Here is a 22,823-nt window from a genome sequence, read left to right as displayed (position 1 = left end):
TCTCGAGCTGCTCGACGAGACAGTGACCTCCATGAAAAAAGCCCGGCCGATCTGACCGGGCTTGCACTTCGGTTTCTTCAGGTTGGGATCGGCCGCGAAGGCAAGCTGATCATTCCGCGGCAACTATCTCCTCCACGTCGTCAGCGCCTTCCGTCGCCTCCTCATCCTCACTGAGGAACGCCGGCAGGCTAGCGGAATCGACGCCATCGGCCGCCTGCGTTACCTCGGCATCCGCGCCACGCAGCGGCTCGGGCAACCAGCGACTGCCTTCAAGCAACCGCTCGGCTTCACGCGCCATGTCCGGCTTCCTCAGATGCTCGATGAGCTGCGCCGACGCTTCGCCCTTCGCTTCTCGCACGGCCTGCAGGATGCGGTGCTTGGTGACGCGACCGAGATAGTTGGCGGCAGTTGGCTTCCAGCCGGCGCTGATCATGTCGAGCCCGACGGCGCGCGACAGATGGTCGGCCTGTTCGAGGCGCCCGCGGACGCCGTGGGCGGACAGGCGGCCTTGATGCACGCGGTTGGCCGGCTCAAAGATCGCGTTCACCGCTTGCGCGGCGCAATGGGCGAACAGCTCTGCCTGGGCCGCTCCGTCCATCGTCGTCAACGCTGCCCAGAGGTCCTTGTCGTTGACCGGCAGCTTCGCCTTCCAGGCCGCGTGACGCGCGGCGATCGCCCTTGCCGGCGCGCTGTCCTGCAGGCCCGGCGGCTGCGCCGGGAAGCTCGGGGTGCGCAGCGAGATCTCCAGGCAGTTGAGGGCTGAGCCGTACGGATAGAAGGCCGCGAGCACGAAGGTGTGCAGCACCGCCTGGAAGGCGATGGATGGCTCTCGGCCGAGTGCCTCACGAAGGGCGAGCGTGCGATACGCCGAGAGCTCGCTGATCAACCGGTCGGGCAGCGGCCGCTCGACATCCTCCGCGTCGTCGGGCGCTTCCTGCTCGCCGTGACCGATGACGATTGTCGCCGCCGGCACCTTGCCCTCCATACCCGGAATGGCGGTCGGAGTGTCCCTGTCGTGACCAGCTTCGGTCTCCGGCTCATCTTCCGACACCACGGCCTCATCCTCGGGTCGGACGAAACCGCGGGCGACGCGCAGTCGGCCTTCCGAGTCGATGCTGACGAACGCGCCAGCGCGCGCCATCTCGGCTGCATCGAAGATCATCGGCCGCTCGTCAAAGGACTGCAGCGCCGCCTCGATCTCACCGAGACGCTGATCGATATCCTCAGGCAGTTCATCGGCCTGACCGTGTTCGGCCTCGAGCCTGGCCTGCTCGGTCCGCAGCGCTTCCATGGTCGCCCGCTCGTCGGCGGTGAGCTCTGCCGGCTGCCCGTGAAGCTCGCGCAAGCCATGAGTATGCCCGAAAGGGAAGTCCACGGCGGCCGCGATCCACTTCCAGCCCTCAAGGCCAATCCGCTCCGCTTCCGCCTTCAGCTTCTCCGCCACGAGCCGGTCCAACAGCGCGACATCGTGGAGCCAGCCGCCATCGTCGGCCTCGAACAGATCCCGCAGCACAGCGCCACCGGCCATCTCGTAGGCAGCCAGCCCTATGAACTGGGCCCTGCGGTCGAACGCCCGAACCGTCTGCTCGGTGAGCTGCCGCCGGATCTGGTAGGGCGTATCGCCGCCGGAACGGCTGACCTTGTCCCAGACCTCCTGTTGGCGTGCATGATCCGACGTCACCGAAAACGCCATCAGCTGCTCCAGGGTCATGCCGTCGGCCGCGTAGACGTCCAGAAGCGCCGGCGAGACCGCTGCCAGCCGCAGCCGCTGCTTGACGACCGCAACGGTCACGAAGTGCCGCGCCGCGATCTCCTCCTCTCCCATGCCGCCGTCACGCAGGGCCTGGAACGCCTGAAATTGATCCAGGGGATGCAGGCCGACACGCTGGTCGTTCTCGGCGAGCGAGTCGTCCAGGGCCGAACCGGAATCGCGCACCACGCAAGGCACAACTTGCGTTTTCGCCATTCGCTTCTGCTTCACCAGGAGCTCCAGCGCCCGGTAGCGCCTGCCGCCCGCGGGCACTTCGAACATCCCGGTCTCCCTGCCCTCGGCATCGAGGACAGCCCGAACGTTCAGGCTTTGCAGCAGCGTCCGCTCGGCGATGCTCTCGGCCAGTTGCTCGATCGAAACGCCGCCCTTGATCCGGCGCACGTTGGACTGGCTGAGCACGAGCTTGTTGAAAGGAATGTCGCGCGATGGCGACAGCGTGATCTTGTGAGCGGCCTTGGTCATGTCTTCGTTCTCCACGACGGGCGGCCCGGAGCCTCTCTCTCAGGCCTTCAACCCGTCGCAGAGCACCTCTCGCCCTCTCCCTCTCCTCTGGTCTCCCAAGCGTGCAGGCTTCACGCGGGTACGCGATCCGGAGCGCTTGGCTGAGCGAGGCCAGCAGCACTCGGTGCAAAGCCGAGGAGATAGTCAGCCACGCGGCTCGCCTGGCTTGCCGCCCGGACAATGGCGCGACTATCCTCGCGCAGGACGTCGAGCCAAAAGCCGAGATAGTCGGCATGGCGCACGGTCGGCACGATGCCGAGCGCGGCGCAGCTGAAGGCGGCTGCGATCTCGGCGATCAGCTCCTCGAAGGCGTATTTGCGGCTGCCGAACCGACCCGAGAGATCCCGATTCAGCCGCGAGGCATGACCGCTCGCATGGGCGAGCTCATGCAAAGCGGTGCGGTACCAGTTGATTGGCTCGAAGAACGCCGCTGGCAGTGGCACCTGCACGAAATCTTCGACTGGCGCATAGAACGCACGATCACCCCCGATCCGGAAGTCGACGCCGCTGTTGACAATCAGGGTCTCGACCACAGGCTCCATGACACCCGGCGGCGGAAGCGGTGCCACGGTTGCGATATCATCTGGCAGACCATCGCATTGGTCGGTGTTGAATACAGTAAACCGCTTCAGGAACGGAATGGCTTGCGCCTCCTCGCCGACCTCGCGGGCACGTTGCCGTTCATCCGATGGCACAAAGCGGTCGGCGTAGACGACAGAGACGCCGCGCTCGCCCTTGCGGACATGACCGCCGAGCGAGAGAGCTTGCCGGAAGGTCAACCAGCTCTGGCCCGTCAACCCGCGCTCGATGACTGCCCCCCAGAGGATGAGAACGTTGATCCCCGAGTACGGCCGACCCGTAGCCCCATTCCGTGGCAAGGCCAGCTGAGCCTTCGCCGCTTGCGTCCCCCATGGCCGAACCCAGGGCACCCGGCCAGCCTCCAGCTCACCGATGATCTTGCTCGTGATCTCCTCATAGAGGCTCGCCCGGCTCTCGCCGGCGCGCGCACCAAGTCTCCGTCCCTGCATCGCGGATCTCCGCGACGGGCGCGGCGGAACTCTCTCGCCACTTCCAACCCGTCACGGCCAAAACCCGGCCTGCACTCTTGCTCTCAACGAGCTTCACGCCCATCCAGGGCGGACGGCCCATGAATTCCCTCCGAAGCTTCCGGGGAGGACATCGCCGTTTGACGTCCACCGGGATGATGAGCTGTAGGCGTGTATTGCCTCTCTGGGGACAGCGCCGCATCTTTAAGCGGCCTGTTCCTCCGCCAGCGGGCCCTCACTTTCGCGCTTCCTGTTGATCAGATTGAGCAGCTGGGCGGCAGCCTTCGCATCGCAGAGTGCGCGATGATGGCTCTCGAGTTCGATGTCATAGATCTGGCACAGATTTCCGAGCCCGTAGGACTTATGGCCGGGATATCGCCGTCGCATTCCGGCGCAGGTGCAAAGCTTTGGAAAGCGGAACTTTCGATCGAGACGGCTGAACTCGTAAGCGATAAAGCCATAGTCGAAATTGACGTTGTGCGCGACGAAGACGCCGTCACCCATGAATTCGAGAAAGCTGTCTGCAACAGATGCGAAAACCGGAGCATCGCGAACCATCTCGTTTGTGATGCCCGTGAGCCGGGTGATATTTGCCGGAATGGGACGCTGAGGATTGAGCAGGGAGTGCCACTCATCGACAACCTGATGATTGCGGATCTTGACCGCGCCAATCTCGGTTATGCGGTCGCCAGAGGCCCAGCTCCCGGTCGTCTCGATATCGACAACAATGTAATCCTGCCCGGGGTCGAAGCAAAACTCGACCCTGCAGATCTCTGCCTGGAGCCCGGCTGATTGCAGTTGTCGCAGGCGTGTGAGCTGGTTGCGGCGGATGACGTCACCCTCTGCCTTGATCTCCACGAATGAGACCGCGCCATCGCGAAGCAGCATCAGATCAGGGAATCCGTCGCGCATCGTGCGGAAATCCTCGCACATCGCGTGCAAGATCGCGGCAACGCCGTGAGGGTTGGCGTGATCGAGAAGCGTACGGACAGCCTCGATCTGAAAGCGATCCCAATTGAAGATGCCATTGGGCCGCCCCCAGTGCGCAGCGAGCGCACGCAAGATCAGCGGAAGGGCATCACCCGATCGGACGGCGGCAAGCTTCACGTCCACCTGGGCCTTGAACAATCGGATGAACATGCGGTCTTTGAGACATTGCGGGACCCAGTCGAAGCCGCTGTGCAATTGACCGGATTCGAACAACTCATCCCAGAACAGAAGGCCGAACAGGGTGTGCCACAATGCGTTCTCGGCAAAGTATACCTGACTGCCCTGACGGCGCATGACCCCAGCGACACCGGCCTCCGGGTTGCCCCGATGTGTGTCGTCGACCGCGACGACGCGCCCCGAGCGCAGGAGTTCGGTGCAAAGCCCCGTTCGCTGACCGCCAAACTTGCGCGCATAGAAGTCGACCGCAAAAACGTGCTCTTCGTCGCTCGCCGGATCATCAATGATCCGGCGCAGAAGCGCTTCGGATTCGCTTTTCGCGCCCAGACTGTAGTGAAGGCGCACGAGGCGCTCGCGGCATTCGGGGGACGAACCGGCACGATAAAGTTGAAGCGCGAGCGCAGTATCGGCGCCCTTCTCGAAGAACTGGCCAAGCTTGAAGGCCGCGCGGCTTCTCAGATCCTGAGCGTAATCTGTCGGACCTGGCGGTCCGCCGAGCAGGTCGACCACTCCCTGGCGATAGATCGCCTCGGCTTCGGTCTCGAGTTGGTCGAGCAGGCTACTATAGTGAAAGCAGGCGTGGGCTTCATCGCCATCCGCAAAGCGTGCACTGAACGAGGTCGCACTGTTGGTGCGCATGATGCCGAGATCGCGCAGCGCGAAGGTCTTGAGATCCCGCTCCGTCTTGCCAAAATAGAGATAGAGCAGAAATTCGATCGGCCTCGTGTTGTGAAGCGCGATGAAGTTTTTCCCGCCACAATGCTGAGCAGCGACCTCAAAAGGAACATTGGCGAGAAAGTATTCGACGAGCTTGGACTTCGACCAGGATTTACGAATATCGGATCTTCCAGATGCATGCGCCGCCGTCACGAGGGTGTCTTTGGGCAAGCATGTTACGAAAGCGGCGTAATCGTCGACCTGCAGAACACGAGCATGGGCGCTGGCAAGCAGATGCCGAGCCGCGGCTTCAACATCTGCAATCTCTGGATATTTGAAGAGCGTGCGATTGAAGATCGCTCCCCGCCGATTGACCATGCGGACAAGAAGGCATTGTGCATCCCTGGGAAGACCGTCAAATTGCTCGATGAAGACATGGTGCTCCGGGGTCAGGACAGCATCGTAAGTCTTCTTCACGAAGCCGAGCATCTCCGTGAAATGATCGAGATAGTAATAGACAGGAAGAACTTGCGGCTTCATCCGGGGCGCTCTTTTCATGCCTTCTGTTGCGCAGCGTAGCGCGGTTCAGCCCTTCAAGCCTTCTGAGGTGAGGGTGGGCATTGGGCTCTCTTGACGGTGCGGCCACCCCGTTCTATTTTTGTTCTTTCCTGCCCCGATTTGTCAAGTGAGTGCCCGCTTGAGCCTTCGCCGTCATCGTGCGAATGCGCGCCCCTCCTGATCGACGGACCCATCGAGGAATCTGCGTCGGAATGACTAAAAGGCGCGCCCGATTTTCATCTCGAGGCGAGCCAAGCACGACCCCTAGTCGAAGGATCGTGAGCTTCCGCAGAGATATGAATCTGTCCCACTCGTTCCCGATGATCTCGCCGCTCGTGATGATTCTCATCGATTCTTGCGATATCGCGGTCACCAGACATAGCGCATGGAGGCTCTACCGGAATAGGAACGTGTGGTGCTCGAGAACTCTCCATCGAGGGTGGCAGCCGCGGTCCAGCCATTGCTCCAATGTCGTTCGAGACCCAGAGTGGTCAACGCAGCGTCCGGCGCCGGCTGCGCGCCGCTGACGGTAAAGCTTGCCCCGGGCAGCGATTGGAAAGTTGCAGCGACGCTGCGATCCGAATTGAAGTCATGAGCCCACGCGATACGGCCTCGCCAGTTGAGCACGCCATCCTTGTCCCCCAAGGACAAGCCGGTCCGAAGTCCTATTTCGGTCCGATAATCTGTCACCCGCTTGGCGGAATAGCTCAGGGCGAACACCGAGGCTCCAGCGACCGACTGCTCGGCGTATTGGGGCAGATCAAGATGGGCGGCCTGGCCTGCTGCATAGGGCGTCAGACTGAAATTGCGGATCAAGGGCACCGACAGGCGATAGCCGGCTTCAACGCGTCCGGAATAGGCGTTCGCTTTGAACGACGCTTTCAACCGATCGACACCGGCTATGGTGCGATCTGTCGTTACATCCTGCCAACCGTAAGCCAGGGCGGCGCTCAGATAGGCCGGCCCTTGGACGTGTCGAACATAGGCGCCAGCCTGAAACAGATCAGATCTCCCTGTTCCGAGGGCGTTGACACTAAAACCTGTGCCGCCACCCGCGAAAGCAAATCCCGCGACCGTGGCCGGCGTCAACAAATAGTCTGCCCCGACCGCAGTGCCGTAGATGCGGCTGGTGGAGTGAGTTGATCCGGCTCCGGCGCTTCCATCCGTCGACTGCGACCCGCCAAATCCGTCAACCCAAACACTCCAGCGCGGCTCGAGCGATTCTGGCTGCCTGCTCATCGACGCAAACGCGTTCCCCGCCGGCCGGCTCGGTGTCCTGCCAGCCTCGGCATAGGCCAGCGGGGCAACTTCGCCAACGCCGTCGCGCCCGGCCTGACCGTGATCCCCGAGCAGGCTGACAAACTGCCCCATCGCATTGAACGTGGCCTGCTGCGGAGCTGACGCGAGCTCTCCCGATACTTGGGTCAGTCCCGAAGGCGAAAGTGTGCCAAACACGAGCGGAATACTGCCCGTCGTATCGAAGAACCGCGTCAGTGCGTTGGCAACATTCCGCTGGTTCGCGGACAGGCCGCCACCGTAGTTCGGCGCGCTTGCCGGAACGAAATCAAGCGATAGGTCGAGATAAGCAGCATTTGCGTCATAGCTGAGGGCGGATTTGAAACCAGCCGGGAGATTGGTATTCGCCAAGGAGGCAAACGTCCCGCTGACGCCGCCACCGGCGGTCAAGATCGTATAGCGCTTGGCGACGTAGCTGCCCGCAGCAAAGATTGCCTCGACCGTTGCCCCGCCCGCCGTCATCGTGCCGCTGATACTGGCGAAACTCGAGGCTGTCGGATTGAGCTGAATGAGATAGATCGCGCCAGATTGAAATGCGAGATTCCCCACGATCGCCATCGAACTCCCGGCTGTACCGTTTCCGGGCGCGAGGACGGTGCCACTATTGATGCTGACCGTCAGGGGATCAATTGTCCCGGTGCCGGTTATCATCCCGGAATTCAGGTTGACTGCCGACGTCCCGGTGAGCGCGCCGTCCACCTGGAAAACGCCGCCGTTGATATTCGTTGCTCCGGTGTAGCTGGCCGTCCCCGCGAGGACGAACGTACCCGAGCCCGTTTTCGTGAGACCGCCGGCACCGCTGAGATCGAGGTTTGCAGTGCCGGATTGAACGACAAAGTCTGTATTGGATGCGATCACACCATTTCTGACCAACCCACTCGTCAGAAAGAAACCTCCATTTTGCGTCTGAGTGGTCCCGCCAAGGTCGAGGATTCCGCCTGCGACCGTCGTTGATCCGCTAGCCGCACCGAGCGTACCGCTGCCCGAAAGCCGCAAGGTCCCCGCGTTGACAACCGTTCCCCCGGTGTAGGCGTTGGCAGCAGCCAGCACCATCGTTCCGACGCCGTCGAACACCACCGTTCCAGCAGAACCTCCATCCGAGATCGTCCCCTGGATGGTCTGCGTCGTGCCTGCCGGCGCCGCAAAATGTCCACTCCCCGTGAGCTGAATCGCATTGCCGATTGCAAAGTCGGCCGTGTTCGCGAAAGAGAGGCTCGTTCCGTTCGCCATATTGAGCGTGCCGCTGCCCAAGGCGTTGTTGTTGGCAATGACCAAAGAGCCGGCGTTCAGCTGGGTCCCTCCTGAATAGGTGTTGTTGCCGGACAAGATCAGCGCGCCACCTCCAACCTTGGTCAGACTGCCACCGGCCCCCGATATGACACCCGAAACCTCGGTGTCCGTATTCGACAGTCCGGTCGTCAAGGTTTTCGAGCCGAGAATAAAGTTGCCGGCGCCAGCAATCGATCCAACGCTTATCCCGCTGGATGTCAGCCCAGAAATGTCGACAGAGCCGCCGAAATTGGTCACGAGCTGAGCGGTGCTGCCGCTACTGGTGTCGGTAAAGCGCGTAACTCCGAAGGCGCCCGTGGTGATGACCGCGTCACCCGCCGTCGCCGAATTGGCAAACTGGAGCGTACCTAGATTGCCAGAGATACCTGACACCATGAAGCTCGGGCGATTGCCGGACTGATCGTCAATCCCCGTCCCGCTGATCACCAGCGACGCGGCGCCGCCGGAATTGCCCGTCACGTTGAATGTATAGGCCGGTGCGCCGCTCAGAAAGCTCAAACCAGCCACCTGCGTTGCCTGCCTCACGTCGATTGCGGTGACAGTCGAGGCGCCGAACCGGGCGGTGTCTGTCGCAAGGGGGACCGATCCGACAGTCCAATTCGCTGCCGTGTTCCAATCGGAATTGATGGGTGTGGCAAGCCATCCGGGCGCGACGGAAACCACCGTCCGCGTCGCCGTAGCCACATCGTTCCAGTTGAACGTTGCCGTGGGATTGGTGCTCAGCCACATCTGAATCTGTTGCTGACTGGGCGTAGACCAATTCACCCAGATCCGCTCGAAATTCAGCTGCAGCAAGACATCGTAGGTGCCAAACCCGGGAACAACGTCCGGGACGGAGAAAATCACGCGACACTCCGCCGGCGTACAGTTCGTCCCAGACAAGCTCCCCAACGTGTAGTGAGCGGTCCCCAGCACGCCTCCTGCATCGATCGTGATATTCGCCCCGACCACATTGAACGTGGACGGCGAGCCAGCTGATACCGGAATGACGAAATTGGCCGGATTGACCAGAAACTGCCCGCCGCCGCGCGAGGACGTAAAATCGAACTGCCAAAGATCGGTCGCCAAAGCTGGAAACGCTGGACAACAACCCAACGCGACCGCGATCGTTACGCGAGACAACACCTGACGCATGAACCACCCCCAGATACCAAATTATCTGAGGTTACAATTCGTGTCATCATGTTACCGTAGGTTTCCAACAATCCACCTGCTCTGCCGGCCCGGCCAGCCGACGAGCCGTAACCGGCATGAGTCCCCCACCTGGGCATCGCGCGACTGAGCTGCGATAGATCCTGGCATGAACTGCTTTTTGGAGGTGGACTATGTCAGAAGCCATGCATGAAGCCATGCTTGATGCCAGGCAGGAAGGCGGCTGCTATCGTCGCATCGAGGTGATCACGGGGCATCGTCGGCGACGGCAGTGGACGGCTGAGGAGAAGGCTCGGATCGTGGCGGAGAGCTTCGAGGAAGGGGCCAATATCTCCGAGGTCGCTCGGCGCCATGGCGTTGTCCGTGGGCTGCTCACGGTTTGGCGGCACAAGTTTGCGACGGCAGCGGTCCCTCAGGCACCAGGCTTCGTGCCGGTCCGGATCACTTCCGAGAGCGGTCAGGCGACGGCAGACGAGCCGGACCGGGCTGGCTTCTACGCATAAGGAGGTGCCGCTGCAGATGGCACTGCCCCCAGGCAAGCCTGGCGGGGTGATCGAGATCGAGGTGAGAGGGGCACGCATCCGGGTTGAGCCGGGAGTGGAGCTGGCGACGCTTTCCACGGTGCTATCGGCGCTTCGGGGCATCCGTTGATTGCCTTACGGCCCGACCTCAAGGTGGTGCTGGCGGCACAGCCAGTCGACTTTCGTAAGTCGGTGCACACGCTGTCGGCGTTGGTGAGCGAAGCACTGCGCGCGAACCCATATTGCGGCGACGTCTTCGTGTTCCGCAGCAAGCGCGCGGACAGAGTGAAGCTTCTGGCATGGGATGGCAGCGGTATGGTTCTGGTGACGAAGTGGTTGCACCAGGGACACTTCACTTGGCCGCCAATCCGCGACGGAGTGGTGCATCTGAGCGCCACACAACTCGCGATGCTACTCGACGGGCTCGAGTGGACGCGTGTTTCACCCAAGCCTGTGAAGCAGCCGGCCGTTGTCGGCTGAGAGGCAACGATTTTGCTGGAGCCTGTGATGCGTGGATATATCGTTCGATCATGGCGATTCGCCCCGAAGCTCTCCCGACCGACGCAGCGGCTCTGACCGAGATGGCGCTCGCGCTCGACGCCCAGAACGAGAAGCTGCGTGTGGCGATGCAGACGCTCAAGGAGATGATCTTCGGCAAGCGCTCGGAGCGGCTGGCGGCGATCGTGGCCGAGCAGCTCGCGCTCGAACTGGACGATCTCGCGACCGGCGTCACACCACCTGCGCCAGCCAACGACGATGTGCCTGCGACGAAGCAGACTGGGAAGCCGTGCAAGAAGGCAAGGCGCAACATCGGCGCGCTGCCCAAGCATCTGCCGCGCTGCGAGCAGGTGCTCGAGCCGGACACGACAGCGTGTCCGTGCTGCCAGGACGTTCTGCACCGGATCGGCGAGGACGTGAGCGAGGTGCTGGACGTAATTCCGGCGATCCTGCGCGTGCTACGCACGATCCGTCCCAAATATGGCTGCCGCGGCTGCACTGACGGAGTGGTCCAGGCGAAGGTGCTGCCGCGTCTGATCGAGGGCGGCATGGCCTCGACGGCGCTGGTGACCCACGTGGTGCTGTCGAAGTTTGCCTGGTATCTGCCGCTGTACCGGCAGGTGCAGATCCTGGCCAGTCAGGGCATTCATCTCGACCGCGCAACGCTTGCCGGCTGGGTGAAGCGTGCGGCATGGTGGCTCAAGAGCCTTTACGAGCTTCAGCTGCGGACGATCCAGGCTTCGCCGCGGCTGTTCTGCGACGAGACGCCGATGCCGGTGCTCGATCCCGGACGACATCGCACCCGTATCTGCCAGTTCTGGGCGCATGCGATGGATGATCGCCCATGGGGCGGCCCATCGCCGCCGGCGGTCGCCTATGTGTTTGCCGATGGCCGCGGCACCAAGGAGATCGCCGGGCAGCTGACCAGCTTCTCGGGCATTCTGCAGGTGGATGGCTATGCCGCCTACAAAGCGCTCGCCCGCGGTCATGGCGGTGCGATCCAACTGGCTTTTTGTCTCGCCCATGCCCGACGCAAATTCGTCGAGGTGTACAAGACGATGCAGTCGCCGTTCGCTCGCGAAGTGATCGAGCGCCTGCAGGCAGTCTACGCCATCGAGGCCGAGATCCGCGGCAGCGGCGCCGAACAGCGGCTTGCGGCCCGCCGCACCAGGACCGCACCATTGATGGAGGCGCTCAGGACACGGCTGACGGCAATGGTCGGCCAGCTGTTCTCCCAGTCGAAGCTGGTGGAGGCCATCAATTATGCGCTCAATCACTGGGACGGGCTGACGCTGTTTCTCCGCGACGGCCGCGTCGAGGTCGATACCAATACGGTCGAGCGTTCCATGCGCCCGATTGCAATGGGCCGCCGCAACTCATTGTTCAGCGGCAGCGAAGGCGGCGCCGAGAGCTGGGCGATCCTGGCCTCGCTCGGCAACACGGCAAAGCTCCACGAACTCGATCCGCAGGCCTATCTGGCCGACGTGCTGGAGCGCATCGTTTCCGGGCGGACTAAAAGCCACCAGTTGCACGAACTGCTGGCCTGGAACTGGAAGGCTGCCCACGCACGCACCGCGCAGGTGGCCGCATGAGCCGGCGTCGCCATTCGGCTTCGTCCTCGACCACGGCCGCCACCATGTCGCTCGCGGAACTCGATCGATGGCTGCAGGACCGCGCCGAGCGGCGTCCTGTCGTCATCAGCCTGCCGATGCTGGACGGCTACGTTGCCGCGATCGTGGCCGGGCCGGTGTCGATCAGTCCGCTCGATTGGATCTGTCCACTACTTGCCATCGACGCCGACGCCTTCAACCACGGCGGCACGGCGGAGTTCGCGGCGATCTCCGCCGTCGTGCAGCGCCACAACGCCATCAGCAATACCCTCTCGACCAACCCGAAGCAGTTCGAGCCGATCCATCCGCGCAAGCCGAACGGCGACGTCGATGCGCGTCCCTGGTGCCGGGGATTCCACGCCGCCATGCAGCCGCGACTACCGGCTTGGGCACCACTGCTCGACACCCGCAACATCAACCACGGCCTGCTGCTACCCATCCTGCTGCACTGTGTTGACGATCAGGGCCGTCCGCTGCTCGGACCGGCAAGGAAAGGCCGGGAGACCAAGGAATTTCTGCGCAACGCCCATACCGATATCCCGGCGGTTGTCGAAGCCATGCGCCAGTACTGGATGCCGACCCGCTACGCCCGTACTGGCTGATTGCTGCCTACGTGGACGCTCATGCCGGTTACTTACATTCCGCATGTCTCGAGGTGAATATCCGGGCAATTTCCGGGCTGCGGGACGGTCAGGATTCGCGGGCAGACCCGGCGTCGATCAATCGCTCAATTTCATCCTCCCATGACTGCGATGGGATGGATCAAGGCCGCTGTGTTGCGCTCCCTGGCAAGTACCTCGAGCCGCAGTATGAGGGAGACCAATGCACTGCTCGACGGGCCATTGAACATGGCATGTGCGGATTTGCGATACGTTCCGCCTTACTTATTCTGTCGAACGGCCAGCAACTTGGTGTGCATTGGCGCGCCAGTCGCTTCCGGGGTGGGCAGAGGCGCGCCTTGGAGGGGCGCAGAGGCCTTGCAACTTGTGATGGCTTCAGGCAAATATGTTCTACCTGGGGCGGCACCGCCGCCAGCGCCACAACGAGGGACTATAGCCATGAATACGAGGATGATGGTATTGGCCGTAGGGGTGCTTGCCACTCTCGCGACCGGCGGAAAAGCGTTGGCAGTAAATTGCAAGCTTAATGCACCGGAGAAGGAGTGTTGCGCTGATATTTTTTGCGACGGCCAACGCTTGCGTGTAAATATATCAGAACGGGATTGTAAACGTAAGGAAAAGGATGCCAAAAGCTGGCATGATAAACATAGTGGGGTATGTGTAAAGTTTTAGCCGGGTCAAAGCGGCTTGAACGGATTTTTGATCGCTGGGAGAGAAAAACGCGGTCTGTCCCCTATTCTGCTCGATCCACCTGACTGGATCTGCCCGTTGCTCGCCATCGGCGCCGACGCGTTCAATCACGGCGGCACGCCGGAGTTCGCCGCCATCTCCGCCGGCGCCATGCGGCACAACCACATAAGCGACACGCTCTCGGCCGCGCCCGACAAGTTCAGGCCCGTGCATCGGCGCAAGGCCAACGGCGACGTCGACGCGCGCCCCTGGTGCCGAGGATTCTACGCGGCGATGCAGCTCAGGATGCCCGCCTGGGCGCGGCTCCTCAATCTCGCCGACATCAACCACGGCCTGCTGCTACCGATCCTCCTGCACTCAGTCGATGACCACGGCCGACCGCTCTTTGGACCGACCAAGAAAGGCCGCGAAGGCAAGGATTCCTGCGTAATGCCCACGCGGATATTCCCGCCGCCGTCGAGACCATGCGCCAATACTGGACGCGAGCAGGTATTGCCGCAGATCCCGCCGCCGTGGTCTGCTCGCCCCGCTTACGACGAACCTCCATACCAAATCCGGCCCTCCTGCCTGAAACGGTGACCCCGGCCCTCGTGCGCACGCCGGATCAAATTCGAAAAAACAGAATTTCTGTCTTGCGCCGACGGGCAAATCAGTGGTTCATAGGGTGCTGACTCAACTAAGGGAGACAGCAATGGCTGACCACTCAGGTCCGAAGTCTGACCTCGTTCATATTTCGAAACTGAACGGCGACTTCCGACGAAACTACGGGCCGCTGCTCGGAGCGTATCTTTATCTTCGTTCTATCGACGCCGCCGGCCGGCGCCCTGTTCGTTGGTTGGGGTTTCTTTCAGTGCTCGGATCAGCGCTTGCGGCCGTGTTCGCCCGGTATGGTTCCGTGTGGTGACGAGACGAGCAACTGCACGAGCCAGGGCGCCCTCTGTCTTGAAGTACAAGACGCCATGATCCACGCGTCCCTGCTCCTGAAATCTGATCGTCAGACTGGCATTGGCGACGGTCGGGAGAACAACATAGTCCAGAACCGATCCGTTGCGCTCTCCAAGCCGGATAGCAATGATCAGTCCCTCCGGCAGGTGCCGGCAAGACACTGTCCAAAATGGAGAAACACTTCGCCGACATGCTGCGGTCCAATAGGCTATTCGGAAAAAGAGATGGCACTTGGAACCGACGACCAGATGGTGTTCCGGAGCAGAATAGACGTATCCTTTGACATTGCCGAAGCGGACACTGATCGTCGACTGCCTTTTTATCTCCTCGCGGATGCGCGACGATAGCTTCAAGAGGTCACTTGACCAGGCGCGTCGTACGTCGAAATAGTCGCAGCGCCGGCTTGGCGTATATCCGACCAGTTCATATGCCCTTCTAAGGGTCCCGAAGTGATCCATGTACGTTTTGCAACACGGCAGACCAATCGTCGAATTGATGATCGACGGACTGAGACACCCCTTCTTCTTCATTGTCTGCCGCAGCCGCAGTAGCATTTCCTCCTCGGAAAGGTCGACCCGACGTTCCGCTATGATCCTTTGCACCTGCCGGAAGAGATCTCGATCGACTGTTGGTTCGAGGGCGGCTTCGCCGCGAACCCAATCCTCTGGCGGGTTGTAGACCGAGACACCGCCGAGCTTGCGGGAGCGACGGTTGTAGACGATGTTTCCCAGATAGTTCTCGTTGCGCAGAATTCTGCCCACCATCGCTCGATTCCAGACTCGACCGTTGGCTGTCGGCACTGCCCGATCGTTGAGTTCGCGGGCAATCGCTGTTTCGGATCGCAACTCGATAAAGCGTCTGAAGATCCACGCGATCGCAGCACGATCATTCATTTCGCCCGGCCGCAGCCTGACGTGATCGGTCATCAGGTACTTTCGGTCTCCCCTGACCAACACCTTTTTCTGCTGCAGCTTCTCGTCGACGAGTACGCGCTGAAGGCCGAACATCGTTTGAACACCCAGCTTGAATCCCATCCGCGCAAACCGGCATGAACCAGCGTGAACTTTCTGCGAGAGCTCGCGACTATATTCCGCAGCCATAACCCTCTTCAGGTTCTTCACGATGTTGGACAGCATGCTGCCGTCATTGTCGAACTGCTCAGCGCAATAGCTGACCCTGATCCCCACCTGCTTGCAGATGAACTCGTAGTGTGCGGCTTCGTCGATGTCCTGAAAGCGGCCCCACCGGCTGATGTCATAGACCAGGATATGGTCAAAGTCGGCCCGCCTGTTGCTGACGTCTTCAATCAGCTTGGCAAGCCCCGGCCTGTTCTTGATCTTGAGACCGCTCTCGCCATGATCCGCATAGGTCTTGACGATCGAAAGCCCGTGGGCGTGAGCATAGGCCGCAATCACCGCAGCTTGATTCTGGATCGAGTAGCGCTGATAGTCCGTCGACATGCGAACGTATTGCGCTGCACGTCCGTTTGGTGATTGCGGAAGGTGGATCTCGCGGACGACGAGCGCATTGATCATCATCATGCCCCGGCAGCTTCGTCAGCAGCATCAGACGCCCCTTTTGGCTAGCTGACAAGACCAATTGCAATCATGATAAGGAGCTCTCCCGTAATGCCCATCATCGCTCTTCCGCTGTGAGCGAACAGATCAACTCTCAGAGCAGCGGCGCTCCATCACAAGAGGACGCGGCTCGAGAGAACAACGTGTTTCGATCATCATCTGACGACCGCAGATACAGCAAGACGAAAATGGATTGGTTAGAAGTGGGATGGGTTCCGCTTGTCAGATGATGCCCCGAACTGCCGGCTGCCGCGCAAAGGAACCAAGGAGCGCCTCGAACGAAAGGGAGCGGCTTCAAAATCCAAGCACCCTCGTCGCGGCGCCGAGCATCAGAAAACTACCGAAGTGGTGAAGACCATAAGGGCTACGACGTTCGGTCCTTCGAGCCGGATGGCGAGGAGAGGCTCCTTGAGATCAACACCACCAAGAGGCACGCGCGGACTCGATTTTGGCTGTCCCGCACCCAATACGAAGTTGCTGCCCAGAATCCGTCCATCTACCGCGTCCGGAGGGTCTTCCACTTCCAGAACGGTGCCGAAATGTTCGACATCAAGCCGCCACTCGACGCCGGCCTACGACTCGTTCCGGACAAATACGCCTCTGTACCCAGATGACGCGGTTCACGCGAGGCGCGGCCGGGAAGCCGTGCCATCCAACAAGTAAAGTCTGGACCTCCGGTCGTTTTTCGATCGTCCTAAGTACGGAGATCTCTCCTGCGGGAATGTCCCTTCCGCCCTAACTCGCTCGATCTGCTAGCAAAACAGCAAGGATCCAAAATGGCGGGGTGCCGGCATATTTCCTCCGGTTTGGACCAAAGCGTCCGCTCGCTGGCGGGCTTCAGGAAGCGGGCGCGCAAAGGTCGTCGGCTGGCAGATTTCGCGCTGCGAGCACCGGTCCGGACCAGGAACCCGCTCAACCAATAGAACTATGGACTCGCTGCCCTCCAAAGTTGTAATAGAGCCTATTCATTGAGAAGATTAATTGGGGGGCCATATGACTGAGAAATCAAAAGTCGTGCTTTCGCTCGGCGCAGCGCTCGCATCGCTCACCGGAATGTCAGTTCAGGGCGCCGAGGCCAAGGCGGTCGTTACCGATGATCGGACCTCTGTAGCGGCCGAAATCACTGGCGATAAGCCCGAGGCAAATGCCTACTATCAAGCGGGCGAAGATCTTCTTGGGTTCGTCATGACAAAGCAGGCCGATGGCACCATCGTCGCGGGGCATAGTTCCCACGCGTCGCATGCCTCACATGCCTCTCATGTCTCCGGCCGCTAAGCTTCCAGCGGCCTTGCCGGTCGAGGTAGCTGTCGATTTCGATTCACGCATCCAAGACCTCAATGCGTTGGATGCGGCAGCCTATCGCCTGATTGGCACGGCGACCTGCCAGGTTGACCGTGCGGGCGATCGTTATGTCTGCCGGCTGGTCTCTTCAACCAATCCGCAAAAGGGGGCCGTGCTCAGTTCGGACGAGCTGAAGGAGCGGTTTCTGAATCTTGTCGCCGACGAAAACTTGCGGGCTCGCGTCGCCGAAAAAACCGAAGGCGTTCGGAACGTCATTCTTGCACTTGCCTTCGGAGCACTAGCTGCCGACAAACATGATGCCGGATAAGCTCCAGCCGGAGGACCATGGCACGGTTTCTACGTCCTGAGAGCTTCAGCGCGGCAACCGAAGATCTTTCGTTGCTGCCGTTCAGTTTTGAGCGCGCTGGAGCAAACCAGTATCTGGTCGCCAACATGGTTGGCGATTTCGTTCGTCTGTCTGAAGAGGAACTGCACCGGCTCGTCGACCTTCAGGTTCGATCCGGCGACGGCCTCTACGAAAAGGCCTACGCCGCCCATCTGGTCACAGGAACGAACCAGAAGGCCCAACGACAGCTTTTGGCGGCCCGGCTGAGAAGCCGGATGTCCTTCCTGCAGCAGACGACCCCGCTCCATATTTTCGTCATGACGCTGCGGTGCGAACACTCCTGCCCTTATTGCCAGGTCTCGCGGCAAAGCACTGACCGCGCACTTTTCGACATGAGCGAGCAAACCGCGATGCGCGCCCTCGACATAGCGTTTGCCAGCCCAACAGTACAGATCAAGATTGAGTTTCAGGGTGGGGAGCCACTTCTCAATTTTCCGCTGATCAGGAAGATTGTTGCCGCTGCGAAGCAACGGTCCGGCAAGAAACTCGACTTCGTCATCGCCTCAAACTTGGCCTTGTTGGACGACAACGTCCTCGGCTTTTGCAAAGAGAACAACGTCCTACTCTCGACTTCCCTCGACGGTCCAGCCGACCTGCACAACAAGAACCGTCCCCGACCCGGTGCAAATAGTCATGAACTAGCTGTTGCCGGCATCCGGAGAGCCAGGGAGATTTTAGGTCCCGACAGGGTCGGGGCCTTGATGACTACCACGGAAGCAAGCCTCGATCGCGTTGATGAGATCATTGACGAATATCTCCAACTGGGGCTGGATGGTATCTTCCTGCGCCCGCTCTCTCCGTTCGGATTTGCGATCAAAACGAAGCAGTTCGCCAAGTACGACGCGCAGAGGTGGCTTGCGTTCTACGAGCGAGGATTGCGCCGGGTTCTGGAGATCAACCGACAGGGCACCGCATTCCAGGAATTCTACGCGGCGCTGCTTCTCACACGGATGCTCTCGGACCGCCCCATCGGCTACGTTGATTTGCGCAGCCCCGCCGGCGTCGGCCTTGGTGCGCTGGTCTACAACTACGACGGCAGTGTTTTTGCATCGGATGAAGGCAGGATGCTGGCCGAGACCGGCGATGACGCCTTCCGGCTCGGTCACGTCGAACACGACAGCTACAATTCACTCATCCTATCGGACAAGCTGATCAGCGTGATTTCGTCGTCGCTGACGCAGTGTGCGCCCGAATGCTCGACCTGTGTGTACGAGAGCCACTGCGGCGCGGACCCCGTCTACCATTACGCAACGCAGGGTGACGCGCTCGGAATCAAGCCCTTGTCGGCATTTTGCTCTCGGCAAAAAGGCATCATGGGTCTGCTGCTGGATATTCTGGAGAATTCTCCTGAAGATGCTGCCATCTTACGACGATGGGCCGCCGCATGACCCTTCCCCTCTATGGCACAGCCTCACGGACCGCTGGATTTTCCGCAGACAAGGTCCGATCGGTTCTAAGGCTCCGCTCGGTCGACAGCGTCGCTGAACGTCACGTGGCTGATTTCGCGATCGCCAAAACGCCAGATGACATCCAGCGCGCGATAAAAGCCGATTGGCCGTCCATCCTTGTCGTCTCCGACAGCTCAATCGATCTGCGCGGTACGTTCACAGGGCAGCTCATCGCCGTCCCCCTAAAATATGACTATCTCGCCGACGGCGATGTCGTCGGCTTCGATCACGCGTCCGGGAAGTTCCGCACGCTGTATCGCTGGAATTCCGCGCACAACTCGTTTCTGGTCACCGAACGGTGCAACAATTATTGCCTGATGTGTTCGCAACCACCGAAAGATGTCTATGACCGGTGGATCCTGAGTGAAATCAAAGAAAGCCTGCCGCTCATCGACCCGGCGACCCGCGCGCTGACGTTCACCGGCGGAGAGACCCTGTCGGATTGGGAGGACTTCATCGCCGTCCTGAAGGATTGCCGCGATCGGCTGCCGGCAACATCCATCCAGGTGCTGACCAACGGCCGGGCGTTCGCCGACTCGCGGATCGTCGACGCCTGGAAAGAGATCGGCCACCCGAAACTGATGGCTGCCATTCCGGTCTACGCTTCGGTCGATCATATCCATGACTACGTCGTGCAGGCCAAGGGTGCGTTCGATGAGACGATCCTGGGCATCCTGAAACTCAAGGACCGGGGACAGCGCGTCGAAATCCGCGTCGTCCTGCACGCCTTGACCGCACCGATCATCGAAGACACTGCTCGGTGGATTTCCCGCAATCTGCCGTTCGTCGACCACGTCGCATTGATGGGGCTCGAAAACACGGGCTTTGCCATTGCAAACGATGCCATGCTCTGGATCGATCCCGTGGACTATGGCGACGAACTCGCGAGGGCCGTCGATCACTTGAGCGCCGCTGGCGTCAACGTATCGGTCTATAACCTTCCGAAATGTGTCCTTCCAAAGTCGGCCTGGCCGCATGCTCTCCAGTCGATATCGGACTGGAAGAATGGCTTTGTCGAAGAATGCGATCGATGTGACGAGAAGTACACTTGTAGCGGCTTCTTTACGACTGGACGTCCGCGGTTTAGCCGCGGCGTACGCGCGATCACTTCCCGACGAGATGAATTGACCGCCTTGGCGAAATAGCAGGCTGCGGAGCCAGGAGAACGAACATGAAGATCGGTATTCGGCTCATTGCTGCTGTGGTTGTATGCAGCATCTCCGTCGCTCCCGTGTTCGCAAAGACTGCGAAGGAGTGCACGGCGGAATGGCGTGCCGATAAGGCCGGGATGCAAGCCCGGGGCACAACCGAAAAAGCGTACGTTGAACAATGTAAAGGCGCAGCGGAGCCAACCGCTGTCGCGCCAAAGGCCAAACCGGTGGAGACGGCGCCGCCGTCAGCACCCAGGCAAGCGACAGCAACGGGATCGAAAACCGCCAAAGAGTGCACCGCCGAGTGGCGCGCTGATAAGGCCGCCATGCAAGCCCGCGGAGTGACCGAAAAAGCGTATGTGGAACAGTGCAAGGCGGGTGCGGCGCCAGCAGCTTCAGCCCCTCCGCCGCGGCCGAGCGTCGCGACGCCCTCCCCTGTGGCGCCGTCCCCCCCAACGAGGACCTCGTCTTCTCAGAAGACTGCCAAGGAATGCACGGCCGAATGGCGGGCCGACAAGGCCGGCATGCAAGCCCGCGGCGTCAAAGAGAGAGCCTATGTTGAGCAGTGCAGGGCCGGCGGCACGATGCCGAGTGCGACCGCTCCCGAATCCAAGCCAAGCCCCGCTGTGCCCCCGCCGAGTCGGCCCGCGCCATCCGCGACACAAGCTGCGCCAGCCCCTGCGCCGCAAAAGCCGGCCCCGACCACAACTGCGGCACCCGTACCCGCCCCAGCACCTCAACCTTCGGCTCCCGGAGACACCGCAACGCTGGAGGCGGGGCAGTTTGCTGATGAGGCCTCCGCAAAGGGCCGATGCCCGTCCGACACAGTCGTCTGGGTCAACCTGCCATCAAAGGTTTATCACTTCGCGGGAACGAAGAGCTACGGCACCACCAAGCGCGGTGCCTACATGTGCGAGAAAGAAGCTATCGCCGCTGAAGATCGCGCTTCGAAAACAGAAAAACGACCCTGAAGCAAACTCCAGCGGGTTCTGCATGAGGTCCTACATGTTTCGGGTTACCGTGCTCATCACAGCTTCTCTCGCCGGCGTCACCTGGGCGGCGGCGGAGACCATCGATGTCAAATATTACGGCAAGCTCGATCTATCGCCCTTCACCTGCACTGAAGTCTCGCGGAGCAGCTTCATCAACCGAGCGTGCTATGACAAGTCCCAGCAGTTCATGGTGGTGCAACTTAGGTCGATATATTACCCTTATTGCGAGCTGTCCCCAGCAACATTCGAGGCCTTCTTGGCAGCACCATCGATGGGGCAATTCTATAACGCCAACATCAAGGGCTCTGGCTCGGACGGCCCTTTTGACTGCCGTACACACCGCGCACCTAAATATTAGGCTCCCTTTCGGGGCACGCGCCGCGAGTCCGGAGGAATCGTTCTTGAGTTGCGCTCTGATCGAGACGTGGAGAGGCGCGAGTTATGGAAGGCATTGCAGTCCTGGCGCCAATTGCAGCGTTCTTGCCGTTTTTAGTTTCGCTAGGCGGCAGAGGCGGCGTGTGGAAATTTCTATCGTTTTTGTTTTGCTGTTTTTCCATCGCCGGCGCCGCATCGATTGTTGGCATCGGAGGAGGCGTCCTGGCGTGGATAGTAGCGTGGGTCTTTACGGCCGTCGCAGCCAGCGGGCGCAGAAACGAGGAGCTTTTTGCGAAATTGGAGCGCCGCTTGCTTGCGAAACAAGAAGCCGCGGTCGCAGCATCACCGGTTGAGCTATTGATACGACAGCATGAGCCGCGACAGCGGTTCGTTACGCCGAGACAGACTCTCGTCCTGGTGCTGGTATTCGGACTGGCTGCAGCATTGATTTTCTTCGGGATTAGTTCCGACCAAACTACGACGTCCTCCAACGACGCCGCCACCGAGAACACCAGCCGTACCGCCAGTGTCGGCGTCCCGTCAAAATCCTCCATTATCAACGCAAGCGTCGCAGGGCAGGCGAATAAGTCGCTCGAAGCGGTCATCATTGCTAGAGCGGACGGCAGCGCGTCTCCCGCAATTGTCGGCGTGACGAATCTTCCGGACGGCACAAAACTGCTGATCGGGCTGCGTCGCAAGGAGGCCAATTATTTCGCACAGGCACGTGCGATCGTGGGAGGTGGTCAATTCAGATCAGAGAGGTTCACCGCGCTTGGAAAGCCCTTGCCACCGGGCAACTACCGGCTGGAGATTACGATGCCGCTGGCAGCTATGCAAACTTCGGCCGTGCAGGATATCATAGGCAGGGACGGTGAGCGTTTGACGGGCAAGCTGGTCGAACGGTCCCCGCACGGCGTCATCCTGAATAGCGTGACTGCCATCAATGTTGGGGGGCCGCCCTCTCGCGCAGCCGACGAAGCGGCGCGACGAGATAGTGATGCAGCTATGGAAAAATGGCGGAGGGAAAGTTGTCAACAGACCTCACAAGATTTGGCGGGTAGCCGATCAATCGCTGAGTGCATAGCTAAACTGAGTCAGAACAACTAATTTTTCCGCAAATGGGCGTTACGACGGAGTGGGAGATACTCTACTCCCTCTAATACGATGATCGCACCTCCCCATGCCGTGGCGGCCTGGTGACCGCGAGAGAATTGGCGTCGACGCCGACGCCTTCTACGATCGTCGCAGCTCGACCGTCGGCCTCGGACTGG

17 protein-coding genes are annotated in these 22,823 nt (G+C 60.7%); 12 read left to right on the top strand and 5 right to left on the bottom strand.

Translation table 11 applies throughout. The features are described 5' to 3' along the window. Positions 1 to 109: 109 nt before the first annotated feature. The 4 genes from QX039_RS30845 to QX039_RS30830 form a co-directional block, all read right to left on the bottom strand. Positions 110 to 2,233 (bottom strand): ParB/RepB/Spo0J family partition protein, encoded by a 2,124-nt coding sequence (locus QX039_RS30845; protein ID WP_315773817.1) that lies wholly within the window; start codon positions 2,231 to 2,233, stop codon positions 110 to 112. Positions 2,234 to 2,343: 110 nt separating this feature from the next. After that, positions 2,344 to 3,300, bottom strand: a complete 957-nt coding sequence (locus tag QX039_RS30840; RefSeq protein ID WP_315773815.1) for an ArdC family protein — start codon at positions 3,298 to 3,300, stop codon at positions 2,344 to 2,346. 222 nt (positions 3,301 to 3,522) lie between these two features. Further along, positions 3,523 to 5,682 carry an exonuclease domain-containing protein gene (locus QX039_RS30835; protein ID WP_315773813.1) on the bottom strand — a complete coding sequence of 720 codons (2,160 nt, stop codon included), beginning with the start codon at positions 5,680 to 5,682 and terminating at the stop codon, positions 3,523 to 3,525. A gap of 387 nt (positions 5,683 to 6,069) precedes the next feature. After that, a complete protein-coding gene (locus QX039_RS30830) occupies positions 6,070 to 9,420 on the bottom strand; it encodes an autotransporter domain-containing protein (RefSeq protein ID WP_315773811.1) in 3,351 nt (1,116 codons plus the stop codon). Positions 9,421 to 9,611: 191 nt separating this feature from the next. On the opposite strand from QX039_RS30830, the gene tnpA reads away from it, so the two are divergent. The 5 genes from tnpA (at position 9,612) to QX039_RS30805 (ending at position 13,956) form a co-directional block, all read left to right on the top strand. After that, complete coding sequence (gene tnpA, locus QX039_RS30825; protein ID WP_409998916.1) at positions 9,612 to 9,941, top strand: IS66-like element accessory protein TnpA; 330 nt, start codon at positions 9,612 to 9,614, stop codon at positions 9,939 to 9,941. Positions 9,942 to 10,085: 144 nt separating this feature from the next. After that, the gene (gene tnpB, locus QX039_RS30820) at positions 10,086 to 10,439 is read left to right on the top strand and encodes an IS66 family insertion sequence element accessory protein TnpB (protein ID WP_315773810.1); all 354 of its coding nucleotides are present in this window, start codon (positions 10,086 to 10,088) and stop codon (positions 10,437 to 10,439) included. A 50-nt stretch (positions 10,440 to 10,489) separates the two neighbouring features. Then, positions 10,490 to 12,049: an IS66 family transposase gene (gene tnpC, locus QX039_RS30815; RefSeq protein WP_315773832.1), complete on the top strand. Its 1,560-nt coding sequence runs from the start codon at positions 10,490 to 10,492 to the stop codon at positions 12,047 to 12,049. 44 nt (positions 12,050 to 12,093) lie between these two features. Further along, a complete protein-coding gene (locus QX039_RS30810; protein ID WP_315773809.1) occupies positions 12,094 to 12,669 on the top strand; it encodes a UPF0149 family protein in 576 nt (191 codons plus the stop codon). A gap of 705 nt (positions 12,670 to 13,374) precedes the next feature. Continuing rightward, a complete protein-coding gene (locus QX039_RS30805) occupies positions 13,375 to 13,956 on the top strand; it encodes a UPF0149 family protein (protein ID WP_315773807.1) in 582 nt (193 codons plus the stop codon). Positions 13,957 to 14,177: 221 nt separating this feature from the next. Here QX039_RS30805 and QX039_RS30800 read toward each other — a convergent pair whose 3' ends face one another. Further along, positions 14,178 to 15,863, bottom strand: coding sequence for a recombinase family protein (locus tag QX039_RS30800; protein ID WP_315773806.1), 1,686 nt, complete (start codon positions 15,861 to 15,863; stop codon positions 14,178 to 14,180). Between the two features lie 275 nt (positions 15,864 to 16,138). Between QX039_RS30800 and QX039_RS30795 the strand changes: the two genes are divergently transcribed. The 7 genes from QX039_RS30795 to QX039_RS30765 all read left to right on the top strand — a co-directional run bounded on the left by QX039_RS30795 (position 16,139) and on the right by QX039_RS30765 (position 22,659). Next, positions 16,139 to 16,513: a DUF3883 domain-containing protein gene (locus QX039_RS30795; RefSeq protein WP_315773829.1), complete on the top strand. Its 375-nt coding sequence runs from the start codon at positions 16,139 to 16,141 to the stop codon at positions 16,511 to 16,513. 379 nt (positions 16,514 to 16,892) lie between these two features. Beyond that, positions 16,893 to 17,174 carry a His-Xaa-Ser repeat protein HxsA2 gene (hxsA2, locus tag QX039_RS30790; RefSeq protein WP_315773804.1) on the top strand — a complete coding sequence of 94 codons (282 nt, stop codon included), beginning with the start codon at positions 16,893 to 16,895 and terminating at the stop codon, positions 17,172 to 17,174. Next, positions 17,149 to 17,508, top strand: a complete 360-nt coding sequence (locus tag QX039_RS30785; RefSeq protein WP_315773802.1) for a hypothetical protein — start codon at positions 17,149 to 17,151, stop codon at positions 17,506 to 17,508. Before hxsA2 ends, QX039_RS30785 begins: the two co-directional genes overlap by 26 nt. A 17-nt stretch (positions 17,509 to 17,525) precedes the next feature. After that, positions 17,526 to 18,974: a His-Xaa-Ser system radical SAM maturase HxsB gene (hxsB, locus tag QX039_RS30780; protein ID WP_315773800.1), complete on the top strand. Its 1,449-nt coding sequence runs from the start codon at positions 17,526 to 17,528 to the stop codon at positions 18,972 to 18,974. Further along, positions 18,971 to 20,179 carry a His-Xaa-Ser system radical SAM maturase HxsC gene (gene hxsC / locus QX039_RS30775; RefSeq protein ID WP_315773798.1) on the top strand — a complete coding sequence of 403 codons (1,209 nt, stop codon included), beginning with the start codon at positions 18,971 to 18,973 and terminating at the stop codon, positions 20,177 to 20,179. The genes hxsB and hxsC overlap by 4 nt, the downstream gene beginning before the upstream one ends. A 1,011-nt stretch (positions 20,180 to 21,190) precedes the next feature. Then, complete coding sequence (locus tag QX039_RS30770) at positions 21,191 to 21,535, top strand: KTSC domain-containing protein (protein ID WP_315773797.1); 345 nt, start codon at positions 21,191 to 21,193, stop codon at positions 21,533 to 21,535. Positions 21,536 to 21,618: 83 nt separating this feature from the next. Further along, positions 21,619 to 22,659: a hypothetical protein gene (locus QX039_RS30765; protein WP_315773795.1), complete on the top strand. Its 1,041-nt coding sequence runs from the start codon at positions 21,619 to 21,621 to the stop codon at positions 22,657 to 22,659. Positions 22,660 to 22,823 lie beyond the last annotated feature (164 nt).

The sequence above is a fragment of the Bradyrhizobium sp. SZCCHNR1043 genome (assembly GCF_032489675.1).
Taxonomy (GTDB): Bacteria; Pseudomonadota; Alphaproteobacteria; order Rhizobiales; family Xanthobacteraceae; genus Bradyrhizobium.
The sequence above is the reverse complement of the archived record's forward strand: the minus strand, read 5'-3'. Positions and strand labels throughout refer to the sequence as shown.